This is a genomic window from Dyella jiangningensis (assembly GCF_003264855.1).
Taxonomy (GTDB): domain Bacteria; phylum Pseudomonadota; class Gammaproteobacteria; order Xanthomonadales; family Rhodanobacteraceae; genus Dyella; species Dyella jiangningensis_C.
Window position 1 is genome coordinate 648,011 of sequence record NZ_NFZS01000001.1, and the last position, 19,507, is coordinate 667,517.

Below are 19,507 nucleotides of genomic sequence, written 5' to 3' on the forward strand. Positions count from 1 at the left end.
TTGACGTTACACTGGACTGACGCGCACCGGCATCATCTCTATGACTAACGCGGAAGACATTTCCTTCGGCTACCTGCTGGGCGATGTGACTTTGCTGTTCCGCAAGCACTTCGACAGACGCGCCGTGAAATTCGGGTTGACCCGCGCGCAGTGGCGGGCCACCAAGATGCTCTATTACCGCGAAGGGCTGCGCCAGACCGAGCTGGCCGAGCAGCTGGAAATGGAGCCGATCGCCGTCGGGCGCGTCATCGATCGCCTGCAGGCGGCGGGCTTCGTAGAGCGCCGCCCCGATCCCAAGGATCGCCGCGCCTGGCGCCTCTACGTCACCGATCAGGCGCGCGACGTGATCGCAGACATGGAAGAGATCGCGGTCGGCCTGCGCAAGGACGCCACGCGCGGCATCACGGTGCCCGAGCTGCAGCAGGCCCTGGGTGTACTCAACCGCATGAAGGACAACCTGCAGGCGCTCGACGGCGGTGTATCCCCCGAGGATGGCGAAGCCTAGCCGCCTATACGGCCGCGCCGCCGCACGCGGCACGTCTTCGGTGGCGGACATGTGACCGTGCGGTGACTTCCGGCGGGTTGGTGCGTTACCAGGGGCATGGTTGTCGCGAAGCTTGCGATGCCTGCCGCATGACGAGCCATTTGCCAAGTGCTGTCGGTCGTGCGGGTCATCGGCGTCATGTGCATCACAATGACCGGTGCGGTGCACCGGGGTGGAGCAGGTGCCGGCAACTCCCTGTGACGCATATCGCAGCCGATAGCGTGACGTTCCGGTGCAGGCCGGCGTCACGCAGCGGTCGATGGTCGGAGAAATCATGCAGCGTATGTCCCCGAAAAAACTGGTACTGCTGATCGCGGTGCTGTTGGCGGCCGTGGTGGCTGTGCAGTGGTTTCGCGGTGGTGGCCGTTCCTCGGCGAAAACGCCGGCACAACCGACGACCGTGCCGGTGAAAGTGGCGAACGCACATCGCGGCGACCTCGACCTCACGCTGAAGGTCATCGGTCGTGCCGAGGCTTACTCCACTGTCACCGTGCAGGCGCGCGTCAGCGGCCAGCTGCAGCAACTGATGTTCCAGCCGGGCGGGCACGTCAAGGAAGGCCAGACAATCATCCGCATCGACCTCAGCTTGCTGCAGGCGCAGCTCGACCAGTCGCTGGGCAACCTCGCCAAGGACGAGGCGCAGCTGCAGAACGCGCAGACCGTGCTCAAGCGCTACCAGCCGCTGCTCGGCAAGGGTTACGTGGCGCAATCGGACTACGACACCTACAAGGCGAACGAAGGCGTGTACGCCGCTTCGGTGAAAGCGGACAAGGCCGCGGTGGAACTCGCCCGTACGCAGCTGAGCTATACCGAGATCAAGGCGCCGTTCGAGAGCATTGCGGGCGCGCCGCTGATCTATCCGGGCGCGCAGGTCACGGAGAACAACACGTCGATCGTGGTGCTCAACCAGATCCGTCCGATCCACGTGACGTTCTCGATTCCCGAAACCGGCCTGGCTGGCATCAAGGAGTCGATGGCGCGCGGTACCGTACCGGTGACCATCAGCATTCCGGGCACGAAGCAGCCGGCGATGCAGGCCGATCTGGATTTCATCAACAACGCGGTGGATCCGACCACCAGCACGATCCTGCTCAAGGCGCGCTACGGCAACGACAGCGATCAGCTCACGCCTGGCCAGTTCGTCGAGGTGGTGTTGCCGACCACGCGCCTCACCAGCGTGGTGACGGTACCCGTGGTGGCCTTGCAGAACTCGCCGCTGGGCAGTTTCGTGTTCGTGTTGAACGAAGACGGCACGGTCACGCAACGCATCGTGACGGCAGGCCCGAGCAGCGGCAACCAGATCGTGATCGAAAAGGGCCTGACCGGCAGCGAGCGCGTGGTCGTCGATGGCCAGCTGCTGCTGGTGGATGGTGCGCACGTGCGCATCGTGACCGACAACCCTTGAGCAGGCGCCGCTTATGAACCTGCCTGCACTTTGCATCCAGCGGCCGGTGATGACCACGCTGCTGATGGTGGCGCTGCTGGTGTTCGGCATCGCGGCCTATCCGAAGCTGCCCGTCAACGAGCTGCCCAACGTCGACTTCCCCACCATCACGGTGAACGCGAGTCTTCCGGGCGCGGCGCCCGAGACCATGGCGACGGCGGTGGCGACGCCGCTGGAAAACCAGCTCTCGACCATCGCCGGCATCCAGTCGATGACCTCGACCAGTGCGCTGGGCTCCACCTCGATCACCATCACTTTCGAGCTGGACCGCAACATCGATGGGGCGGCGCAGGACGTCCAGGCGGCCATTTCCTCGGCGCAGCGCCAGCTGCCGACGAACATGCCCACGCCGCCCACGTTCCGCAAGGTGAATCCGGCGGATGCGGCCATCATCTATCTCACCTTGCGCTCGCGCACCCAGCCGCTTTCGGTGGTGGACGATTACGCCGAGACGCAGCTCGCGCAGCGCCTGTCGACCATCGATGGCGTGGCGCAGGTGAATGTCTACGGTTCACAGAAGTACGCCGTGCGCGTCAGCGTCGATCCGCAGAAGCTGGCCGCCAGTGGCATCGGCATCGATACGGTGCAGACCGCGATCGCCAACGCCAACGTCAACCTCGCCACCGGGTCCCTCAATGGCAGCCGGCAACTGCTGTCGATCCGTTCGGACGGCCAGCTGCAGCGCGCGAACCTCTACAACAACATCATCGTGGCCTACCGCAACGGTGCGCCGGTGCGGCTGTCCGATCTCGGCAAGGCCGAGGACAGCGTGCAGAACGACCAGGTCGCGAGCTGGTACAACGGCGAGCGCGCGATCGTGCTGGCGATCCAGCGCCAGCCGGGCTCCAACACGGTGGCGACGATCGATCGCATTCGCGCCGTGTTGCCCACGTTCGAGGCCACGCTGCCGCCGTCGATCAAGCTCGCCGTGTTGTACGACCGCTCCGAATCGATCCGCGCGTCGGTGGACGACGTGCAGTTCACCCTGCTGCTGGCCGGCGTGCTGGTCGTGCTGGTGATCTACCTGTTCCTCGGCAATGCATCGGCCACCTTGATCCCGGCGCTGGCGTTGCCGGTATCCATCATCGGTACCTTCGGTTCGATGTTCGCGCTGGGCTACAGCCTGGACAACCTGTCGCTGCTGGCGCTGACTCTGGTGGTCGGCTTCGTGGTCGACGACGCGATCGTGATGCTCGAAAACATCGTGCGCCACGTCGAGGACGGCATGGATCCGTACGAGGCCTCGCTCAAGGGCGCCCGCGAAATCGGCTTTACCATCTTCTCGATGACGCTCTCGCTCGTTGCCGTGTTCCTGCCGGTGATGTTCATGGGCGGCATCGTCGGGCGACTGTTCCACGAATTCGCGGTGACGCTGAGCATTGCCATCCTGATCTCGGGCTTTGTCTCGATCACGCTCACGCCGATGCTGTGCAGCCGCTTCCTGCGTCATGCCGAGCATGAGAAGAAAGCGCGCGTGGTGCTGTGGTTCGATGCCGGTTTCGAGCGTGTGCGCCGCGGCTACGTCAACACGCTGGGTTGGGCGGTGAGCCATCCGCGCATCATCCTCGGTGCGTTCTTCGGCAGCCTGCTGCTGACGGGGCTGCTGTTCGCGATGGTGAACAAGGACTTCATTCCGGCGGGCGATTCCGGCCAGCTCAACGTCAACGTCGAGGGGCCCGACGACATCTCCGTGCGCGCGATGGGCGAACGCCAGCAGGCGTTGGCGAAGATCGTTGCGGACGATCCGAACATCGAGGCCTACATGTCTTCCGTGGGCGCGGGCGGCGCGCGAACCACCACCAACAACGGCTCGCTGCTGCTGCGACTCAAGCCGGCCAGCGAGCGTCCGCAGGACCCCAACGGCATCATCCAGGAGCTGCGCGAGAAGTTCGCGAAGGTGCCGGGCATCCGCGCCTATATCCAGAATCCGCCGGCCATCCAGATCGGTGGTCGCCAATCCAAGGCGCAGTATCAGTACACGCTGCAGTCGATCGACACGGAAGCGCTCTACAGCTGGTCCGGCAAGGTGATCCAGGCCTTCGGCAAGTTGCCGGGCTTCCAGGACGTCACCAGCGATCTCGATCTGAACGGACCTTCCGTGCGCGTCAACGTGGACCGCGACAAGCTCGCCACGCTGGGGCTCACCATGGACCAGGTGCAGAGTGCGCTGGGCTCGGCATTCGGCGCGAACCAGATCTCCACCATCTACGGCTCGTCATCGCAGTACTGGGTGATCCTGCAGGTGTACTACGCGCTGCAGAACGACATCGACGTGCTCTCCCAGCTTTATGTCACGTCGAGCAACGGCACGCTGGTGCCGCTCAATGCCGTGGCGAGCTTCGAGCGCAAGCCGCAGGCGCTCACGGTGAACCACCAGGGACAGATTCCCGCGGTCACCGTCTCGTTCAACCTCGCGCCCGGCGTGAGCCTGAGCGAGGCCGTGGCGAGCATCGATCGGGCCATGAAGCAGATGAACCTGCCGGCGTCGATCACCGGCAGCGTGCAGGGCACGGCGCAGGCGTTCCAGGATTCCATGCAGGGCATGGGCCTGCTGCTGGTGCTCGCGGTATTCGTGATCTACCTCGTGCTGGGCATTCTCTACGAGAGCTTCATCCACCCGCTCACCATTCTCTCCGGCCTGCCGTCCGCGGGCGTGGGTGCGCTGCTGACATTGATGGTGTTCCGTGCGCCGCTGGACCTGTTCTCCTTCGTCGGCATCGTGATGTTGATCGGCATCGTGAAGAAGAACGCGATCATGATGATCGACTTCGCACTGGAGCGGCAGCGCAGCGAAGGGCTGGAGCCCGCGAAGGCCATCGTCGAAGCCTGTCACGTGCGTTTCCGTCCGATCATGATGACCACGATGGCCGCGTTCGCCGGCACCCTGCCGATCGCCTTGGGCCTCGGCGCCGGCGCGGAGACGCGTCGCCCACTGGGCCTGGCCGTGGTCGGCGGTCTGCTGGTGTCGCAGGTACTCACGCTGTACCTCACGCCGGTGATCTATCTGTACCTCGATCGGCTGCACGAGCGCTTCTCGAGCAAGCGGAAATCGCGGCCTGCCGAGGCGACCTGAAGCGCCAACCGACTGAATGTGAGAGCGCACCCTGTGCGCGACTGTAATGTCGCGATATCGCCGCGGTAAACGGTCTTTGCGATGACTGGTGAGGCCAGTCGCGCACTGGGTGCGCTCCCACACAAGGGCCGATGTCGCGCCAACAAAAAGGGCGGCCGTCGGGCCGCCCTTTTTTATTCCCTATGCGACGATCACTCTTCCGCGCCGTCGTTCTTGAACGCGCCGGGCGCCGAACCGAAATCGCCGTCGGCCTGCGCGGCCATGTACGAGAACGCCGCATACACGGCCACGTTCTGCGCCAGCTCCTTCGGATCGATCTTGTCGAGCGTGTCGTTGGCGGTGTGGTGGTAGTCGAAATAGTCGGTGCCGTCCTGGGTCAGGGTGAGCGCCGCCATGCCCTTGCCGTGCATCTGCGAGAGATCCGAACCGCCGCCACCCGGTGCCTTTGCGTCATAGGCCACGCCGATCGGCTCCAGCACCTTGGCGATCTGGTCGATCGCGCCGCGTGCTTCCGGCTTCACGCTGGCGCTCATGCGCCATATCTTGCGTGCACCGAAGTCCGACTCCGTGCCGAGCTGGAACTTCTTCACTTCGGCGCCGTGCTTGTCGGCATAAGCGCGACCACCCCACAGGCCCATTTCCTCGTTCGCGAACGCAATCACGCGGATGGTGCGGTCCGGACGCTGCGGCATGTCGTGGATCAACTTGCCGGCTGCCATGGCGATGGCCACGCCCGCGCCGTCGTCGATGGCGCCCGTGCCCGGATCCCACGAATCGAGATGGCCGCCAATCGCCACGACCTGGTCAGGATGCTTCTTGCCGGTGACTTCGCCGATCACGTTGGCGCCGTGGTAGGTGCCGGTGATGCCGCAGTCGAGTTCGAGCTTGAGGCTGACGGGCTTGCCATAGGCCACGATGCGCGTCAGCTGATCGGCATCCGGATTGGACAGCGCAGCCGCCGGGATCGCTTCCTTCGGATCGCGGAAGCCGGTGACGCCGGTATGCGGCGTGCGGCTGTGGGCATCGGTGCCGGCCGAGCGCAGCAGGAAGCCGGCGGCGCCCATCTTCGAGGCGATCACCGGGCCGCCCACGCGCACCGCGGAGCCCATGCCGTAGTCGTGGCCATCCTTGTGGCGTTCCATGCGCACGTCGACGTAGACGATCTTGCCCTTCACGCTGGCCGGATCGGCCTTCTTCAACGCATCAAGGCTGTCGAAGCGCACGACCTCGGCGGTGATGCCGCCCTTCGGCGTGCCGGCGGAGTAGCCCAGCGCGATCAGGTCCAAAGTCTGCGGGAACGGACCGACGATCTCGGCATGCTCGCTGCGGCGTTCCCACAGCGGATAGCTCACTTCCTCGGTGTAGACCTTGTCGAAGCCCAGCGCCTTGAACTTGGCCACGGCCCAGTCGCGGCCACGCTGGTCGGCCGGGCTGCCGGCGAGGCGCGCGCCCACTTCCGTGGTCAGCGAGGTGACGATGTCGTAGGCGGTGTTGTCGTTCATCGCCTTGTCGCGCAGCTGTTCGGCCGTCTTTACGGCTGCGGCGGGAACGGTGGTCTGGGTGGCGGCATTTGCCGTGCCGATGGCGAGCATCATGCTGGCGGCAAGCAGGGAAAGGGGCAGACGGCGCATCGGGACAGCTCCTTGGGCGGAAACGACGATTATCGCGTGCCTGTCAGGCGCCGCTTAGGCCAGAAGTCATGGGCCGTGCGCGCGGCGAGCGAACGATTTCACCCATGAAAAAGGCGCCCGAAGGCGCCTTTCGTCCTGCATGTGCACTTGCTTATTTCTGGTTCTGCGTCTTGAGCAGGTCGCGGATCTCGGTGAGCAGCACCACGTCCGCCGGCGGCGGCGCCGGTGCGGCCTCTTGGCGGCGCGAGAGCTTGTTGATGGCCTTGACCACCAGGAAGATGGCGAACGCGATGATGATGAACTGGATCAGCGTGTTGATGAAGGTGCCATAGCCGATCGCGACTTCCGCGATCTTGTGCGCCGGGTCGCTGTTGTCCGCCGGCTTGAGCACCCATTTCATCTGGGAGAAATCGATGCCGCCGGTGAGCATGCCGATCGGCGGCATGATGATCTGGTCCACCAGCGAGGTGACGATCTTGCCGAACGCGCCACCGATGACCACGCCGACCGCGAGGTCGATGACGTTGCCACGCATGGCGAATTCTTTGAACTCTTTGAGCATGCTCATGCTTCTCTCCCTGGGCTGTATGGCAGGGAGACTCTAGCGCAGCGACGCAGGCCGCGACAGGCATCGACGGCCCGTCGAGCGCGCCGGGATTCAGCATCTTCCAGGCGCCCCCATCGCGCCTTCGCAAGATGCTGCCCCAGGCCGGATCAGCCCACGCGACCTTCCAGCACGGCCACGCCTGCCAGCTCGGCATGGAAGCGATCGCCGCGCTTGAGCGCCGACACGCCGGCTGGCGTGCCCGTGAAGATCAGGTCGCCGGCCTTCAGCTCGAACAGCGTCGACAGGATGGCGATGATCTCGGCCACGCCGTGCACCATGTCGCCGAGCTTGCCCAGCTGGCGTTGTTCGCCATTGATGCTGAGCGTCAGCGTGGTGTCAGCACCCAGGCGCGCCTCGCTCGCCGGACGCAGCGCCGACACCGGTGCGGAATGGTCGAATGCCTTGGCCACATCCCACGGATGGCTCTTGGCCTTGGCGATCGCCTGCAGGTCGCGACGCGTGAGGTCCAGCCCCACGCCGTAGCCCCAGACCAGGCTCTCGGCCTGTCCCACCGGAATGTCGCGACCCCCACCACCCAGCGCCACCACCATTTCCACTTCGTGATGCAGATCGCTGGTGGCTTGCGGGTAGGGCACGTCGGCGCCATCCGTCACCACGGCGTCCGCCGGCTTGCAGAAGAACAGCGGCGTGTCCTTGTTCACCGTGGCGCCCATTTCGCGCGCGTGTTCGGCGTAGTTGCGGCCGATGCAGAAGATGCGGCGAACCGGGAAACGAAGGTCGCTGCCGAGCACCGGCAGGCTGGGAACGGCGGGAGGCGTGATGGCATAGGACATAGTCGCGCAAGGTTAACACCCTGGCCTCGGCGCGCCAGTCGCCTGTCACGTTAGCTTTTTTCGCCGACGCCTTGCCTGTACAACGGGCCGGTTTTCCGGTCCCGCGGGGTGACAGCTGTCACCGCCGACACCTGATGGGGACCTCTGGCGGCGGTCCAGCCGCTCCAGCATCGTTTGCGACACCGAGGAACCGGCGGGGGCCGGCAGGGAGAGCTTGTGGCGAATGCGGATCTATTGAAGGAACTGCGCATCGAGAAACACCAGCGCGAAGCCCATGGCGGAGGCCCGGGTCGCTGGCCGTGGATCGTCGGTGGCGTCGTGGTGGTGGTCGTGCTGGCGGGGCTGGTCGGCTGGTGGCTGATGGGTCCACGGGCGATCGAAGTGCAGACCGCGCAGGCGCAATCGCCCGCGTCGAACGCCGTCGCAGGCGCGGTGCTGCAGGCGACGGGCTATGTCACCGCGCGCCGCCAGGCCACGGTGTCGGCGCAGATCACCGGCACGCTCACGCACGTGCTGATCGAAGAGGGCGATCACGTGAAGCAGGGCCAGATCGTGGCCCGCCTCGACGATTCGCAATACCGCGCCGCCCTGGAAGCCGCGCGCAAGCAGGCGGCTGCTTCGCACGCCCTGGTGGATCAATTCCAGGTCCAGCTGGCGCAGAACCAGCGCGACGCCGTGCGCATGGAATCGCTCGCCGAGAAAGGCCTGGTGGCCAAGCAGACCGCGGAACAGGCGCGCACCCTGGTCGACAGCACGCGCGCCCAACTGCTGTCGCAGCAGCGCAATGCGGCCTCATCCGACGCTCAGGTCGTCGAGGCGCAGGTCAACTTCGACTACTGCGTGATCCGTTCGCCGTTCGACGGCGTCATTACCACCAAGGACGCGCAGGTCGGCGAAATCGTGTCGCCGTTCTCCGCGGGCGGCGGTTTCACCCGCACTGGCATCGGCACGGTGGTGGACATGGATTCGCTCGAGGTGGACGTGGACGTCAACGAGGCGTACATCGGTCGCGTGAAACCGAACATGCCCGCCGAGGCGGTGCTGGACGCGTACCCGGATTGGAAGATCCCCGCCCACGTCATCGCCATCGTGCCTGCCGCCGATCGCGGCAAGGCCACGGTGAAGGTGCGCGTCGCGCTCGAACACAAGGATGCACGCATCGTGCCGGACATGGGCGTGCGCGTCTCGTTCCTCGAATCGAAAGAAGCGCAGCAGAGTGTGCAGGCACCGCAGGGCGTGCTGGTTCCCGGCAACGCGATCGCCCAGCGCGACGGTCACGCCGTGGTGTTCCTGGTCACGGGCGACAAGGCACAGCAGCGCACCGTGACGCCGGAAACCACCGGCAAGGACGACGTGCGTCGCGTGCCGGCCGGCGTACAGGTGGGCGACACCCTGGTGGTCTCGCCTCCGGAAACCTTGAAGGACGGCTCGCGGGTGACCACCGCCAGGCCGAAGGAATAAGCAGTACTCCATCGCAGCGAATGATCACGCGCGCCGGCATGGCGACGCGAACCGAAAAGGGAGCCCAGGCATGAACACGTTGATCGAAACCCGCGACCTCTCCAAGGTGTACGAGCGCGGCAAGCAGAAAGTGGAAGTGCTGCATCACATCAACCTCGACATTGCCGAGGGCGATTTCCTCGCGCTGATGGGACCTTCCGGCTCGGGCAAGACGACCCTGCTCAACCTCATCGGCGGGCTCGACACGCCCAGCGGTGGCAGCATCACCGTGGCCGGCCAGCGTCTCGACCAGTTGAACGGTGGCGCGCTGGCGAAGTGGCGCGCCTCGCACGTCGGCTTCGTGTTCCAGTTCTACAACCTGATGCCGATGCTCTCGGCGCAGCGCAACGTGGAACTGCCGTTGCTGCTCACCAAGTTGTCCGCGGCACAGCGGCGCAAGAACGCTTCCATCGCGCTGGAACTGGTGGGGCTGGGCGAGCGTTCCTCGCACAAGCCCAGCGAGTTGTCCGGCGGTCAGCAGCAGCGCGTGGCGATCGCACGCGCGATCGTGTCCGACCCCACGCTGCTGGTGTGCGACGAGCCCACGGGCGACCTGGATCGCCAGTCGGCCGAAGAAGTGCTCGGTTTGCTGCGCGTACTCAACCGCGAGCACGGCAAGACCATCGTGATGGTCACCCACGATCCGAAGGCGGCCGAGTACGCCAACCACACCCTGCATCTGGACAAGGGCACCCTGGTCGAACAGGCCATCGCGTGAGGATGCGGCGATGAAATACTTCCATCTCATCTGGGCGGCGCTGTTCCGGCGCAAGACCCGCACGATACTCACGCTGGTGTCGATCATCGCGGCGTTCCTGCTGTTCGGCATGCTCGACGCGGTGCGCACTTCGTTCAACCAGGCTGGGCAGAGCGCCAACGGTGCGCAACGCCTGCAGACCGGCTCCAAGCTCTCCTTCATCCAGACCCTGCCGCAATCACTGGAAGCGCAGATCCAGCAGGTGCCTGGCGTGAAGATGGTGACGTATGCCAACTGGTTCGGTGGCGCCTACCAGGATCCGCACAACCAGGTCTTCAGCTTCGCGGTGGAACCCAACTACATCGACCTCTACCCCGAGATCGACGTGAGTGCCGCCGAGCGCAAGGCGTTCGACGACACGCGTACCGGCATCCTGGTGGGCGAGAAGCTGGCCAAGCGTTTCAACTGGAAAGTCGGCGACAAGATTCCGCTGCAGTCCACCATCTTCCCGAATCGCCAGGGCAGCAAGAACTGGACGTTCGACGTGGTGGGCATCCTGCATTCGAAGGACAAGAAGGCGGGTGGCTTCTTCGATCAGATGCTCTTGCTGCACTGGAAGTACTTCGATGAAACCACGCCGTTCAACCGCGGCCAGGTGGGTTGGTATGTCACGCGCGTGACCGACGTGAACCAGGCCGATCGTGTGGCCAAGGCCATCGACGCGCTTTCGGCCAACTCCGACCACGAAACGCGCACGCAAACCGAGCAGGCCGCCACCGCCAACTGGATGAAACAGCTGGCCGACATCGGCTTGATCGTGGGCTCGATCATGGGCGCGGTGTTCTTCACGCTGCTGTTGCTGTCGGGCAACACCATGATGCAGGCGGTGCGCGAGCGCACCAGTGAACTGGCGGTGCTCAAGACCATCGGTTTCTCCAATCGCAGCGTATTGGGCATTGTGCTGGCGGAGTCGGTACTGCTGCTGGTGCTCGGTGGCGTGATCGGTCTGGGTTTCGCCGCGCTGATCGTGCCCGCGGTGAGCGCAGGCAGTGGCGGCATGCTCAATCTGCCGAGCGTCGGCGCGAACAGCTGGATCCTGGGCCTGGTGCTGATGATTGCCATCGGCTTGCTGGTGGGCGCGTTGCCGGCACTGCGTGCCATGCGCCTGAACATCGTCGATGCATTGGCTGGACGCTGAGGGACGCATCATGAAATTTCTGATCAATCTCCTGTTGCTGCTCCTGATCGTTGCTGTGCTCGTGGCCTGGATCGTGCTGCCATGGCAGGGAGCCGTCCTGCTTGCCGTGCTGTTCGCGGCCTGGTTGTTCATCACGCGACGCGGACGACAGACGCTGTCCGTCGCCAGCGTCGGCATCAGCACATTGGGGCAACGCCTTGGATCATCGGCCGTCATCGTGATCGGCATCGCCGGCGTGGTCGGTGTGCTGGTGGCCTTGCTCGCCATGGGTGAGGGATATGCGGAAACGCTGCGCAAGACCGGCAGCGCGGACACGGCCATCGTGATGCGCGGGTCATCGGCATCCGAAGTGATGTCGGTGCTCGATCACGACAGCGTGACGCTGATCCCGCAGGCGCCCGGCATCGCACGCGATGCGAAAGGCCAGCCCATCGCCTCACCGGAACTGGTCGTTGCTGCGAATCTTCCGCTCAAGGGCGGTACGGCTGACGACGAGGGCAGTGTGCAACTGCGCGGCGTGAGCGACCAGGCGTGGGCCGTGCGTCCCAACGTGAAGATCATCGAGGGCCGCAACTTCCAGCCGGGCATGCGCGAGCTGATCGTGGGCAAGGGCGCGACCAAGCAGTTCGCCGGACTGGAGCCGGGCCATGTCATCCGACTGGGCAACCAGCAGTGGACGGTGGTTGGCGTGTTCTCCTCGGGCGATGCGATGGATTCGGAAGTGTGGGGTGACGCCAGCGTGGTGGCGGATACCTACCGCCGCGGCAGCAGTCGCGCGTCGGTCACGGTGAAGCTCACCGACCCGAAGGCCTACGACGCGTTCAAGGCGTCACTCGATGGCAATCCGCAGCTGAAGGTCGATGTCAGTACCACCATCGACTACTTCAACAAGCAATCCGAAGGCATGACCAAGGTGATCCGCATCATGGGCATCACCGTGGGCCTGATCATGGCCATCGGCGCGATGTTCGGCGCACTCAACACCATGTTCGCCGCGGTGGCGGCACGTGCACGCGAAATCGCCACGCTGCGCGCCATCGGTTTCCGCGGCCTGCCCGTGGTGGTGGCGGTGATGCTGGAGACGATGCTGCTGGCGCTTGTCGGCGGTGTGATCGGTGGCGTCCTGGCCTGGTTGATCTTCAACGGCTACAGCGCATCGACCTTGGCGGCTGGCACGGTCGGCAAGTTGAGCTTCGAGCTTCGGGTATCCCCCGCATTGCTGTGGACCGGCTTGAAGTGGGCGCTTGCGATCGGCTTCATCGGCGGTATCTATCCGGCGATGCGTGCGGCGCGGTTGCCGGTGACGACGGCATTGCGCGAGTTGTGATTTTAAAGGGGCGCGGCTGTGCTGCGCCCCGATCGCGCACTGGGTGCGCTCCTACAGAAGAGCGTCGTGCCTTTGTAGGAGCGCACCCAGTGCGCGATCCGCGCTGCCTCAGTCCTAAGGCATCACCGGCGGCACATACGTCAACGTCAGCCCCAATGCCCACAGCAACCCCAGCACCAGCGGCACATGCACCAGCAGTTGCATGAAGGTGAATCCCACCACGTCGCGCGCCTTCAGTCCAAGCACGCCCAACAGCGGCAGCATCCAGAACGGGTTGATCAAATTGGGCAACGCTTCCGCCGCGTTGTACACCTGCACGGCCCATCCCAGGTGCACGTGCAGATCGTTCGCCGCCTGCATCACATAAGGCGCTTCCACCAGCCACTTGCCGCCACCCGAAGGCACGAAGAAGCCGAGGATCGCCGAGTACGCGCCCATCACCAGCGTAAACGTATCGGTGGAGGCGACATGCACGAACAGGCCCGACAGGCGATGCGACAACGTCTGGTCGCCAAAGCCCGGCGCGTGCGTGAGCAACGAAGCGATACCGCCATACAGCGGGAACTGGATCAACACGCCGGCTGTGCTCGGTACCGCGCGTGACACCGCGTTGAGAAAACTGCGCGGCCGCCAGTGCAACAGCAGGCCCACGGTAAGAAACAGGAAGTTGTACGTGTTGAGGTTGGCGATCGCCGTCACCGCCGGTTTGGTGGCGAACTCGTAACCCAGCCAGCCCAGGCCCAGCAGGCCGATCAGCAGCGACAACAACGGGCTGTATTCCAGCCATTCGCCCGGGCGCTGTCGGGGCGGCAACGCGGGCGTGGCGGTCTCGGTGACGCCGTAGTCACTCGCGGTCCGCGCGTTGTGGTCCGACGGTGCGGTGAACCAGCAGATCAGCAGCGACACCAGGATGAGGATGGTCGTGAGCGCGATCGACTGCCACAGGAAGATCGTCTCGCTGAAAGGCAACACGCCGGTGATGTTGATCAGGCCCGGCGGCATGCTCTTGGGATTGGCCTGCAGCTGCGCCGCGGAAGAAGACAGGCCCATGGCCCATACCGCGCCCAGCCCCAGATAAGCCGCGGCGCCCGCCGCGCGGTAGTCCATACGCAGATCGTCGCGGCGCGCGAGTGCACGCACCAGCAACCCGCCGAACACCAGCGAGAAACCCCACGAAAGCAGCGAGGCGAGCATGCTGATCAGGCCGACATAGCAAATCGCACCACGCCCCGTGCGCGGTACGCGGGCAAGCACATCGATGAAGCGCGCTACCACCGGCGCCGTGGCCACTACGTAGCCGCCGATGACCACGAAGGCCATCTGCATGGTGAAGGGAATCAAACTCCAGAAGCCATCACCGAACGCGTTGACGGCGACCGCAGGCGTTGCGCCAAACGACATCGCAGCGATCGCCACGATCACCACGCCCAGGGCGGCGAACACCCACGCATCGGGAAACCAGCGTTCCGACCAGGCGGCGCTGCGCAGTGCGGCGCGGGCCAACAGACCTTCATTCGTGGTATTCATGGGCGTTCCCCGGCCAAGGACGGAGGCATGGTGAGCGCCTGGTGGCCGGCCCGGCAAGCCGACCATGGTCGAGTCGAGCTGGGGTGGCCCGCGTCAGCGCGCCGTGCGGCGTTGCTTGGCCAGCGTGATGGCGCCCACGCCGATCAGGATGATGGCCATGCCGGCCAGGTCGAAGGGACCCACGGTCTCGCCCGCCAGCAACACACCGAACAGTACGGCGACCGGCGGATTCACATAGGCGTAGCTGGTGGCCAGCGCCGGACGCGCATGCTTGAGTACGTACAGGTACGCGCTGAACGCCACGATCGAGCCGAACACCGCGAGATACACCAGCGCCGCCGTGGCGCGCACCGTCGGGTGTGCCGGCAGTCGTTCGCCCGTCGCAAGGCCGACGATCAGCATCGCCACGCTGGCGCAGAGCATCTGCGCGGCCGTATTCATCGGGCCCGCCGGCATGTCCTGGCGACGGCTCCATGCCGAACCGAAGGCCCAGCTCATGGCGGCGACCAGCAATGCAAGGGCGCCGATGCGCGAACCCGACAGGCTGCTGCCCAGGTTGAGCACGATCACGCCGAGGAAACCGATCATCAGACCGACCAGCTCGCGCCGCGAAGGCCATTCGCCGTACATGCCGGAAAACAGCGCGGCAAACAGCGGCATGCTGGCCACCACCACGGCGGCGATGCCCGAGCTCACGTGCTGTTCGGCGAAGCACACCAGGCCGTTGCCGAAGCCCAGCAGGAGGATGCCGGTGATGGCCGCATTGCGCCATTGCCGCGCCGTGGGCAGGGCATGGCCGCGCAGGCGCAGGAAGGCGAACATCGCCACACCGGCACCGATGAAGCGCACGCTGGCCAGCAGGAACGGCGGGTAGCTTTCCAGCGCGAACCGAATGCCCAGATAGGTCGAGCCCCAGATGATGTACAGCGCAAACAGCGCCAGCGGCACCAGCAGGCGGCTGTCGGCGACGGGAGCAGGCGCCGTGGTCACGGCGGATGTCGATGCGGTGTCATTCATGGGGAAGCTGCGTGGGGAGCATCGCGTTGCGGATGCGGGCCATAGTCTACAGACATAGGCAGCTTAAACCGGCCCTGCAACAGGCAGAAGCGAGTCTTATGCAAGGCAGCGTTGAGGCGCGCTCAACGTGACTCTTCGCCGTTTCGGCGCGTCTGGCATGTTCAGGCCGCGGTGCGTTCGGCGCGCTTGGATTCCGCGCGCTGCTCCTTGGCCAGCAAGTCGCGCTTGCGCTCCACACCCCAGCGCCAGCCGCCCAGCGAACCGTCTTCACGGACGATACGGTGGCACGGCACGATCAAGGCAAGCTTGTTGCTGCCACATGCACGGCCGATGGCTCGCGCGGCCTTGGGCACGCCAAGTTCCGCAGCGAGTTCGCCGTAGCTCTTGGTGGTGCCGCTGGGAATGCGCGTCAGTGCGTCCCATACGCGCCACTGGAAAGCGGTGGCCGCGACGTCCAGTGGAGGAAGCTCCGGTGCGTCCGCGTCGCTCCAGCCGAGCTCATGGGCGATGCGTGCAATCACGGCGTCCAGCCACTCCTCCCTGCCCGCATCCACGCGCTGGCGGGTCGCATGCGGAAATTCGTCGGCGAGACGCTGCTCGAGTTCGCGGTCGGTATCGCCGAGCGTGACCGAGCAGATGCCGCGCGACGTCGTCGCCACAAGCAGCCGCCCCAACGGCGTGGCCGTGGTCGTATAGCGGATGTCCGCGCCGGCGCCGCCCGCGCGATAGCTCGCCGGCGTCATGCCGAGCAGGCGATCGCTGTGTTCGTAGACACGACTGCCGGAACCAAAGCCTGCGTCGTATACCGCATCGGTCACGGCCGCGCCGGTTCGCAGCGCCTGCTTGAACTGGCCGAAGCGCCGGGCGCGGTGGTATTCCGAAGGGCTCATGCCGAAATGGCGACGGAATGCGCGCTGCAGATGGCTCGGACTCATCTGCACGGCGTCGGCAAGTGCCTGCAGGGTAGGTGCCTCGTCGGCGCGCTCGACCAGCAGGCGGACCTGTTCCAGGACGGATTCGGTAGCGATACGGGCATTCATGGCGATATCCCTAGATGCGATGGGGTCAGCCTAAAGCTCACCCGGTGTCGTCACCATCCGGATCTTGCGCAAGACGCAACCATCCGATCCTCTGTAGGAGCGCACCCAGTGCGCGAAGAACCTACGGAGTCATCCGCGCGAGCCCGTAATCGCGCACCCGGATGCGCTCCTGCAAGGAGAGGCGGCAGTGGGAGGCTTACGCCTCAGCGCGCAGCGTGGCGCGTCTGGTGCAGCACCACGTATTCGCCCTCGATGACCTCGGGCTTGTGCGAACGACGCCCCGCCGGCGATACGGCGGCCCGCGTGCGCGACCACTGGCGTACGGCGAACACCAAGGCACCGCCGACCAGCAGCACGCCGGCCACCACCAAGCCAAACACCATCAGCACGCCGACCAATGCCAGCCCGATAATGAGCGACAGGGCACGGACCAGCGGATGGCGGGAACGACGCGGCATGGGCAGCGAAAAGCGCATGTGTTAAAAATCCGTGTGGTAAAATCAACGACTTACGTGCGTAACGATGGGGCCTCACGGCCCAAGAGGCAAGTGCCGATGGATACAGCCACCCCCGACCAGGCGCTTTGCCGGCTGGACGATATTCCCGATGGCGGCGCGATCGCCGTCGATGCGCTGCTTCGCGATGGCGAAGAGAGCGTGATCGTGCTGCGCCATCAGGACGCGGTACGCGCCTATCTCAATATATGTCCCCATGCCGGCCGCCGCCTCGACTGGGCGCCGGGCAAGTTCCTGATCAAGGACCGCCTGCTGGTCTGCGCCGCACACGGCGCCTCGTTCAATGACGACGACGGCCTGTGCGTGGGTGGCCCCTGTCGCGGCGAACATCTGCGAGCCGTCGGCATCCGCGTGTCGAACGGCGAAGTCTGGTTGGATGACTGAGCTGACGCAGATGAGTTCGAGCGATCTGCGATGACCGCTACCCGATCATCTTGTCGAGATTGTCGTTGAAGCCGTCCAGATCGCGGTCGCTCGTAAGCGAGTACAGGGTATAGCGGCCAAGACGCGCTCCGTCGTCGCGGGTGATGCATACGGGCAATCGACTACGACACCAAAAGGTCCGTGACGCTATGAAGTTGCTTTGTGCCAGTCAGCGGTACATCAAATTGATCGCCACCAACGTCAGCACCAGCACGATAGCCGTCAGCGGCAAGCCGACGCGCAAAAAGTCCTTGCCGCGATAACCGCCGGGGCCCGCCACCATCATCAATGCCGGGTGGCCTGAGCTGAGCAGGAAGGTGTTGGAGGAGGAGACGGCGACGATCAAGGCGTAGGCCGACGGGTTGTTGCCGGTGGCAACGGCGACGCTGATGGCGATGGGCACCATCATCACGGTGGCGCCCACGTTCGACATCACCTGCGAGAACAGCAGGGTCAGGATGGCCAGCGCCAGCTGCAGGATCCAGTGGTTGGTGTGGCCCAGATGCTGCAGCACGCCCTGCGCCAGCCACGCGGCGGCGCCGGTGGCGTCCATCGACCAGCCGAGGGGAATCAGGCAGGCGGTGACGAAGATGGTTTTCCAGTTGATGGCCTTGTAGGCCTCATCCATGTTGAGCACACCGGTGAGCAGCATGCCGATGGCGCCGGTCATCATGGCTACGGAAAGGTCGAGGTGGGTGAACAGCGCCAGGCATTTGGCGAGCACGAAGAAGCCCACGGCCTGCCAGATCTTGCCGGGGCGCTGTTCTTCCTTGGGGACGTCGGTGACGACCACGAGATCACGGTCTTCACTCGCGAGGGCGAGGTCGCGCCAGCTCGAATGCAGCACCAGCGTGTCGCCAGCACGGAGGCTCACCGAGCGCACATCATCGCGATAGACCTGATCGCCACGATTCACCGCGAGCACCGAGATGCCGTAGCGCTTGCGCAGGCGAAGGTCGCCGACGGTCTGCTTGAGGAAGCGTGAGCTGGGCGGGATCACCGCTTCCGAAATACCGGCGCGCGAAGGATTGAACAGTTCGCCCAACTGACGCATGCGTGGCGACAATTTGCACAGCTGGTTGTTGGCGAACTGGTTGAGCTGTTCTCGCGGGCCCAATACGCCGAGCACCGAACCGACCCAGATGACATGGTCGGCGGGCGGGGCCATGCGGGCGTCATTGCCGCTCTTGATGGCCAGGATCAGCGGGGCGCCGTAGAGCTGCTCCACCTCGCCGATGCTCATGCCAACCAGTGGGCTTTCGGCGGTCACCGTGAGCTCGGCGGTTTCGCCGACGATGCCGTAGGTGTCCGCAAAGTAGCTTTCGGTACGGCCCGGGGTCACCTTCAGGCGCTCGTCTTCCCGCTCCGGCAACAGCTTCTTGCCGAAGAAATAGAAGAAGCCGACGCCGGCGAAGGCCAGCACCAAACCTACCGGGGTGACGCTGAACAGGCCGAATTTCGGAATGGTGTGCGCGCCGGCGGGCAGGTTGGCATTCGCGCTGGCCACCAGGTCGTTCAGCACGATCAGCGGTGAATTGGCGATCAGCGTGGTGTTGGTGGCGGTCAGGATGCAGAACGCCATGGGCAGCAGCAGCCGGGAAATCGGCACGCCGGTGCGCGCCGCCAGGCGGCTGGTCACCGGAATCATCAACGCGGCCAGGGCCTGGCTGGGAATCACTGCGCTGAACAGGCTGGTGACCAGGTTGATCACCACGCCCAGGCGCGATTCCATGCCGCGCGCCATGCGCATCACGAAACTGGCGGTGAGTGTGAGTACGCCGGCCCGGTCCAGTCCCGCGCCCATGATCATGATCGCGATGATCGCGATGACGGCGTTACCGGCAAAGCCGTTGAACACGCGCTCCGAAGGGATCAGCCCGGTAAGCCCGATGACCACGACCACCAGCAGGGCCACCATGTCGGCACGGATCCACTCCAGCACCAGCATGAGCATGGTGAAGCCGACCAGCCCGAGCACCAGGACCATTTCGGGGGTGAGTGCGAGTCCCACTAGCGGGCGTCTCCTTCGCTTGCGCCTGGCGTCAAGGCCGCCTCGGAGGCGAGGCAAGGCATGGGGAGGCGTGACGGGTCACTCACGCGGCGGCACGGTTCTTATTGAGATGCACCGAGTATAAGCGTCGCGGTCGATTCCGGGTGAACTTCGGCTGGA

General features: G+C 65.0%; 16 protein-coding genes. 8 read left to right on the forward strand and 8 right to left on the reverse strand.

Annotated features, from left to right (window positions below):
- Positions 1-40: 40 nt before the first annotated feature.
- From CA260_RS02840 to CA260_RS02850, 3 genes are all read left to right on the forward strand, one after another.
- Positions 41-505, forward strand: a complete 465-nt coding sequence (locus tag CA260_RS02840; protein WP_111980927.1) for a MarR family winged helix-turn-helix transcriptional regulator — start codon at positions 41-43, stop codon at positions 503-505.
- 313 nt (positions 506-818) lie between these two features.
- Entirely contained in the window at positions 819-1,949 is a 1,131-nt protein-coding gene (locus tag CA260_RS02845; RefSeq protein WP_338065712.1) for an efflux RND transporter periplasmic adaptor subunit, read from the forward strand.
- A 13-nt stretch (positions 1,950-1,962) separates the two neighbouring features.
- Entirely contained in the window at positions 1,963-5,061 is a 3,099-nt protein-coding gene (locus tag CA260_RS02850; RefSeq protein WP_111980928.1) for an efflux RND transporter permease subunit, read from the forward strand.
- 191 nt (positions 5,062-5,252) lie between these two features.
- Here the strand turns inward: CA260_RS02850 and CA260_RS02855 are convergent, their stop codons facing one another.
- The 3 genes from CA260_RS02855 to CA260_RS02865 all read right to left on the reverse strand — a co-directional run bounded on the left by CA260_RS02855 (position 5,253) and on the right by CA260_RS02865 (position 8,093).
- Entirely contained in the window at positions 5,253-6,692 is a 1,440-nt protein-coding gene (locus tag CA260_RS02855) for a M20/M25/M40 family metallo-hydrolase (RefSeq protein ID WP_111980929.1), read from the reverse strand.
- Positions 6,693-6,843: 151 nt separating this feature from the next.
- The gene (gene mscL, locus CA260_RS02860; RefSeq protein ID WP_111980930.1) at positions 6,844-7,260 is read right to left on the reverse strand and encodes a large-conductance mechanosensitive channel protein MscL; all 417 of its coding nucleotides are present in this window, start codon (positions 7,258-7,260) and stop codon (positions 6,844-6,846) included.
- 146 nt (positions 7,261-7,406) lie between these two features.
- Positions 7,407-8,093, reverse strand: a complete 687-nt coding sequence (locus tag CA260_RS02865; protein WP_111980931.1) for a fumarylacetoacetate hydrolase family protein — start codon at positions 8,091-8,093, stop codon at positions 7,407-7,409.
- A gap of 216 nt (positions 8,094-8,309) precedes the next feature.
- Between CA260_RS02865 and CA260_RS02870 the strand changes: the two genes are divergently transcribed.
- From CA260_RS02870 to CA260_RS02885, 4 genes are all read left to right on the forward strand, one after another.
- A complete protein-coding gene (locus CA260_RS02870; RefSeq protein ID WP_111980932.1) occupies positions 8,310-9,554 on the forward strand; it encodes an efflux RND transporter periplasmic adaptor subunit in 1,245 nt (414 codons plus the stop codon).
- A gap of 70 nt (positions 9,555-9,624) precedes the next feature.
- Complete coding sequence (locus tag CA260_RS02875; RefSeq protein WP_111980933.1) at positions 9,625-10,311, forward strand: ABC transporter ATP-binding protein; 687 nt, start codon at positions 9,625-9,627, stop codon at positions 10,309-10,311.
- 10 nt (positions 10,312-10,321) lie between these two features.
- Positions 10,322-11,488, forward strand: coding sequence for an ABC transporter permease (locus CA260_RS02880; protein ID WP_111980934.1), 1,167 nt, complete (start codon positions 10,322-10,324; stop codon positions 11,486-11,488).
- Positions 11,489-11,495: 7 nt separating this feature from the next.
- A complete protein-coding gene (locus tag CA260_RS02885) occupies positions 11,496-12,815 on the forward strand; it encodes an ABC transporter permease (RefSeq protein ID WP_111982974.1) in 1,320 nt (439 codons plus the stop codon).
- A 114-nt stretch (positions 12,816-12,929) separates the two neighbouring features.
- Here the strand turns inward: CA260_RS02885 and CA260_RS02890 are convergent, their stop codons facing one another.
- The 4 genes from CA260_RS02890 to CA260_RS02905 form a co-directional block, all read right to left on the reverse strand.
- Positions 12,930-14,342 (reverse strand): short-chain fatty acid transporter, encoded by a 1,413-nt coding sequence (locus tag CA260_RS02890; protein ID WP_111980935.1) that lies wholly within the window; start codon positions 14,340-14,342, stop codon positions 12,930-12,932.
- 93 nt (positions 14,343-14,435) lie between these two features.
- On the reverse strand, positions 14,436-15,359 hold the full coding sequence (gene yedA / locus CA260_RS02895; protein WP_111980936.1) for a drug/metabolite exporter YedA: 924 nt from the start codon (positions 15,357-15,359) through the stop codon (positions 14,436-14,438).
- A 161-nt stretch (positions 15,360-15,520) separates the two neighbouring features.
- Positions 15,521-16,399, reverse strand: coding sequence for a methylated-DNA--[protein]-cysteine S-methyltransferase (locus CA260_RS02900; protein ID WP_111980937.1), 879 nt, complete (start codon positions 16,397-16,399; stop codon positions 15,521-15,523).
- Between the two features lie 203 nt (positions 16,400-16,602).
- Positions 16,603-16,875, reverse strand: coding sequence for a hypothetical protein (locus CA260_RS02905; RefSeq protein WP_111980938.1), 273 nt, complete (start codon positions 16,873-16,875; stop codon positions 16,603-16,605).
- 78 nt (positions 16,876-16,953) lie between these two features.
- Here CA260_RS02905 and CA260_RS02910 point away from each other — a divergent pair, with 78 nt between their 5' ends.
- Positions 16,954-17,298 (forward strand): Rieske (2Fe-2S) protein, encoded by a 345-nt coding sequence (locus CA260_RS02910; protein ID WP_111980939.1) that lies wholly within the window; start codon positions 16,954-16,956, stop codon positions 17,296-17,298.
- 208 nt (positions 17,299-17,506) lie between these two features.
- Here CA260_RS02910 and CA260_RS02915 read toward each other — a convergent pair whose 3' ends face one another.
- Positions 17,507-19,324: an SLC13 family permease gene (locus tag CA260_RS02915; RefSeq protein ID WP_111980940.1), complete on the reverse strand. Its 1,818-nt coding sequence runs from the start codon at positions 19,322-19,324 to the stop codon at positions 17,507-17,509.
- Positions 19,325-19,507: the final 183 nt, after the last annotated feature.

Coding starts and splice junctions, on each gene's coding strand:
- CA260_RS02845 (WP_338065712.1), top strand. CDS start 819: ATGCAGCGTATGTCCCCGAAAAAACTGGTACTGCTGATCGCGGTGCTG.
- CA260_RS02880 (WP_111980934.1), top strand. CDS start 10,322: ATGAAATACTTCCATCTCATCTGGGCGGCGCTGTTCCGGCGCAAGACC.
- CA260_RS02850 (WP_111980928.1), top strand. CDS start 1,963: ATGAACCTGCCTGCACTTTGCATCCAGCGGCCGGTGATGACCACGCTG.
- CA260_RS02905 (WP_111980938.1), bottom strand. CDS start 16,875: ATGCGCTTTTCGCTGCCCATGCCGCGTCGTTCCCGCCATCCGCTGGTC.
- CA260_RS02840 (WP_111980927.1), top strand. CDS start 41: ATGACTAACGCGGAAGACATTTCCTTCGGCTACCTGCTGGGCGATGTG.
- yedA (WP_111980936.1), bottom strand. CDS start 15,359: ATGAATGACACCGCATCGACATCCGCCGTGACCACGGCGCCTGCTCCC.
- CA260_RS02915 (WP_111980940.1), bottom strand. CDS start 19,324: ATGGTCCTGGTGCTCGGGCTGGTCGGCTTCACCATGCTCATGCTGGTG.
- CA260_RS02910 (WP_111980939.1), top strand. CDS start 16,954: ATGGATACAGCCACCCCCGACCAGGCGCTTTGCCGGCTGGACGATATT.
- CA260_RS02875 (WP_111980933.1), top strand. CDS start 9,625: ATGAACACGTTGATCGAAACCCGCGACCTCTCCAAGGTGTACGAGCGC.
- CA260_RS02890 (WP_111980935.1), bottom strand. CDS start 14,342: ATGAATACCACGAATGAAGGTCTGTTGGCCCGCGCCGCACTGCGCAGC.
- CA260_RS02865 (WP_111980931.1), bottom strand. CDS start 8,093: ATGTCCTATGCCATCACGCCTCCCGCCGTTCCCAGCCTGCCGGTGCTC.
- CA260_RS02900 (WP_111980937.1), bottom strand. CDS start 16,399: ATGAATGCCCGTATCGCTACCGAATCCGTCCTGGAACAGGTCCGCCTG.
- CA260_RS02855 (WP_111980929.1), bottom strand. CDS start 6,692: ATGCGCCGTCTGCCCCTTTCCCTGCTTGCCGCCAGCATGATGCTCGCC.
- mscL (WP_111980930.1), bottom strand. CDS start 7,260: ATGAGCATGCTCAAAGAGTTCAAAGAATTCGCCATGCGTGGCAACGTC.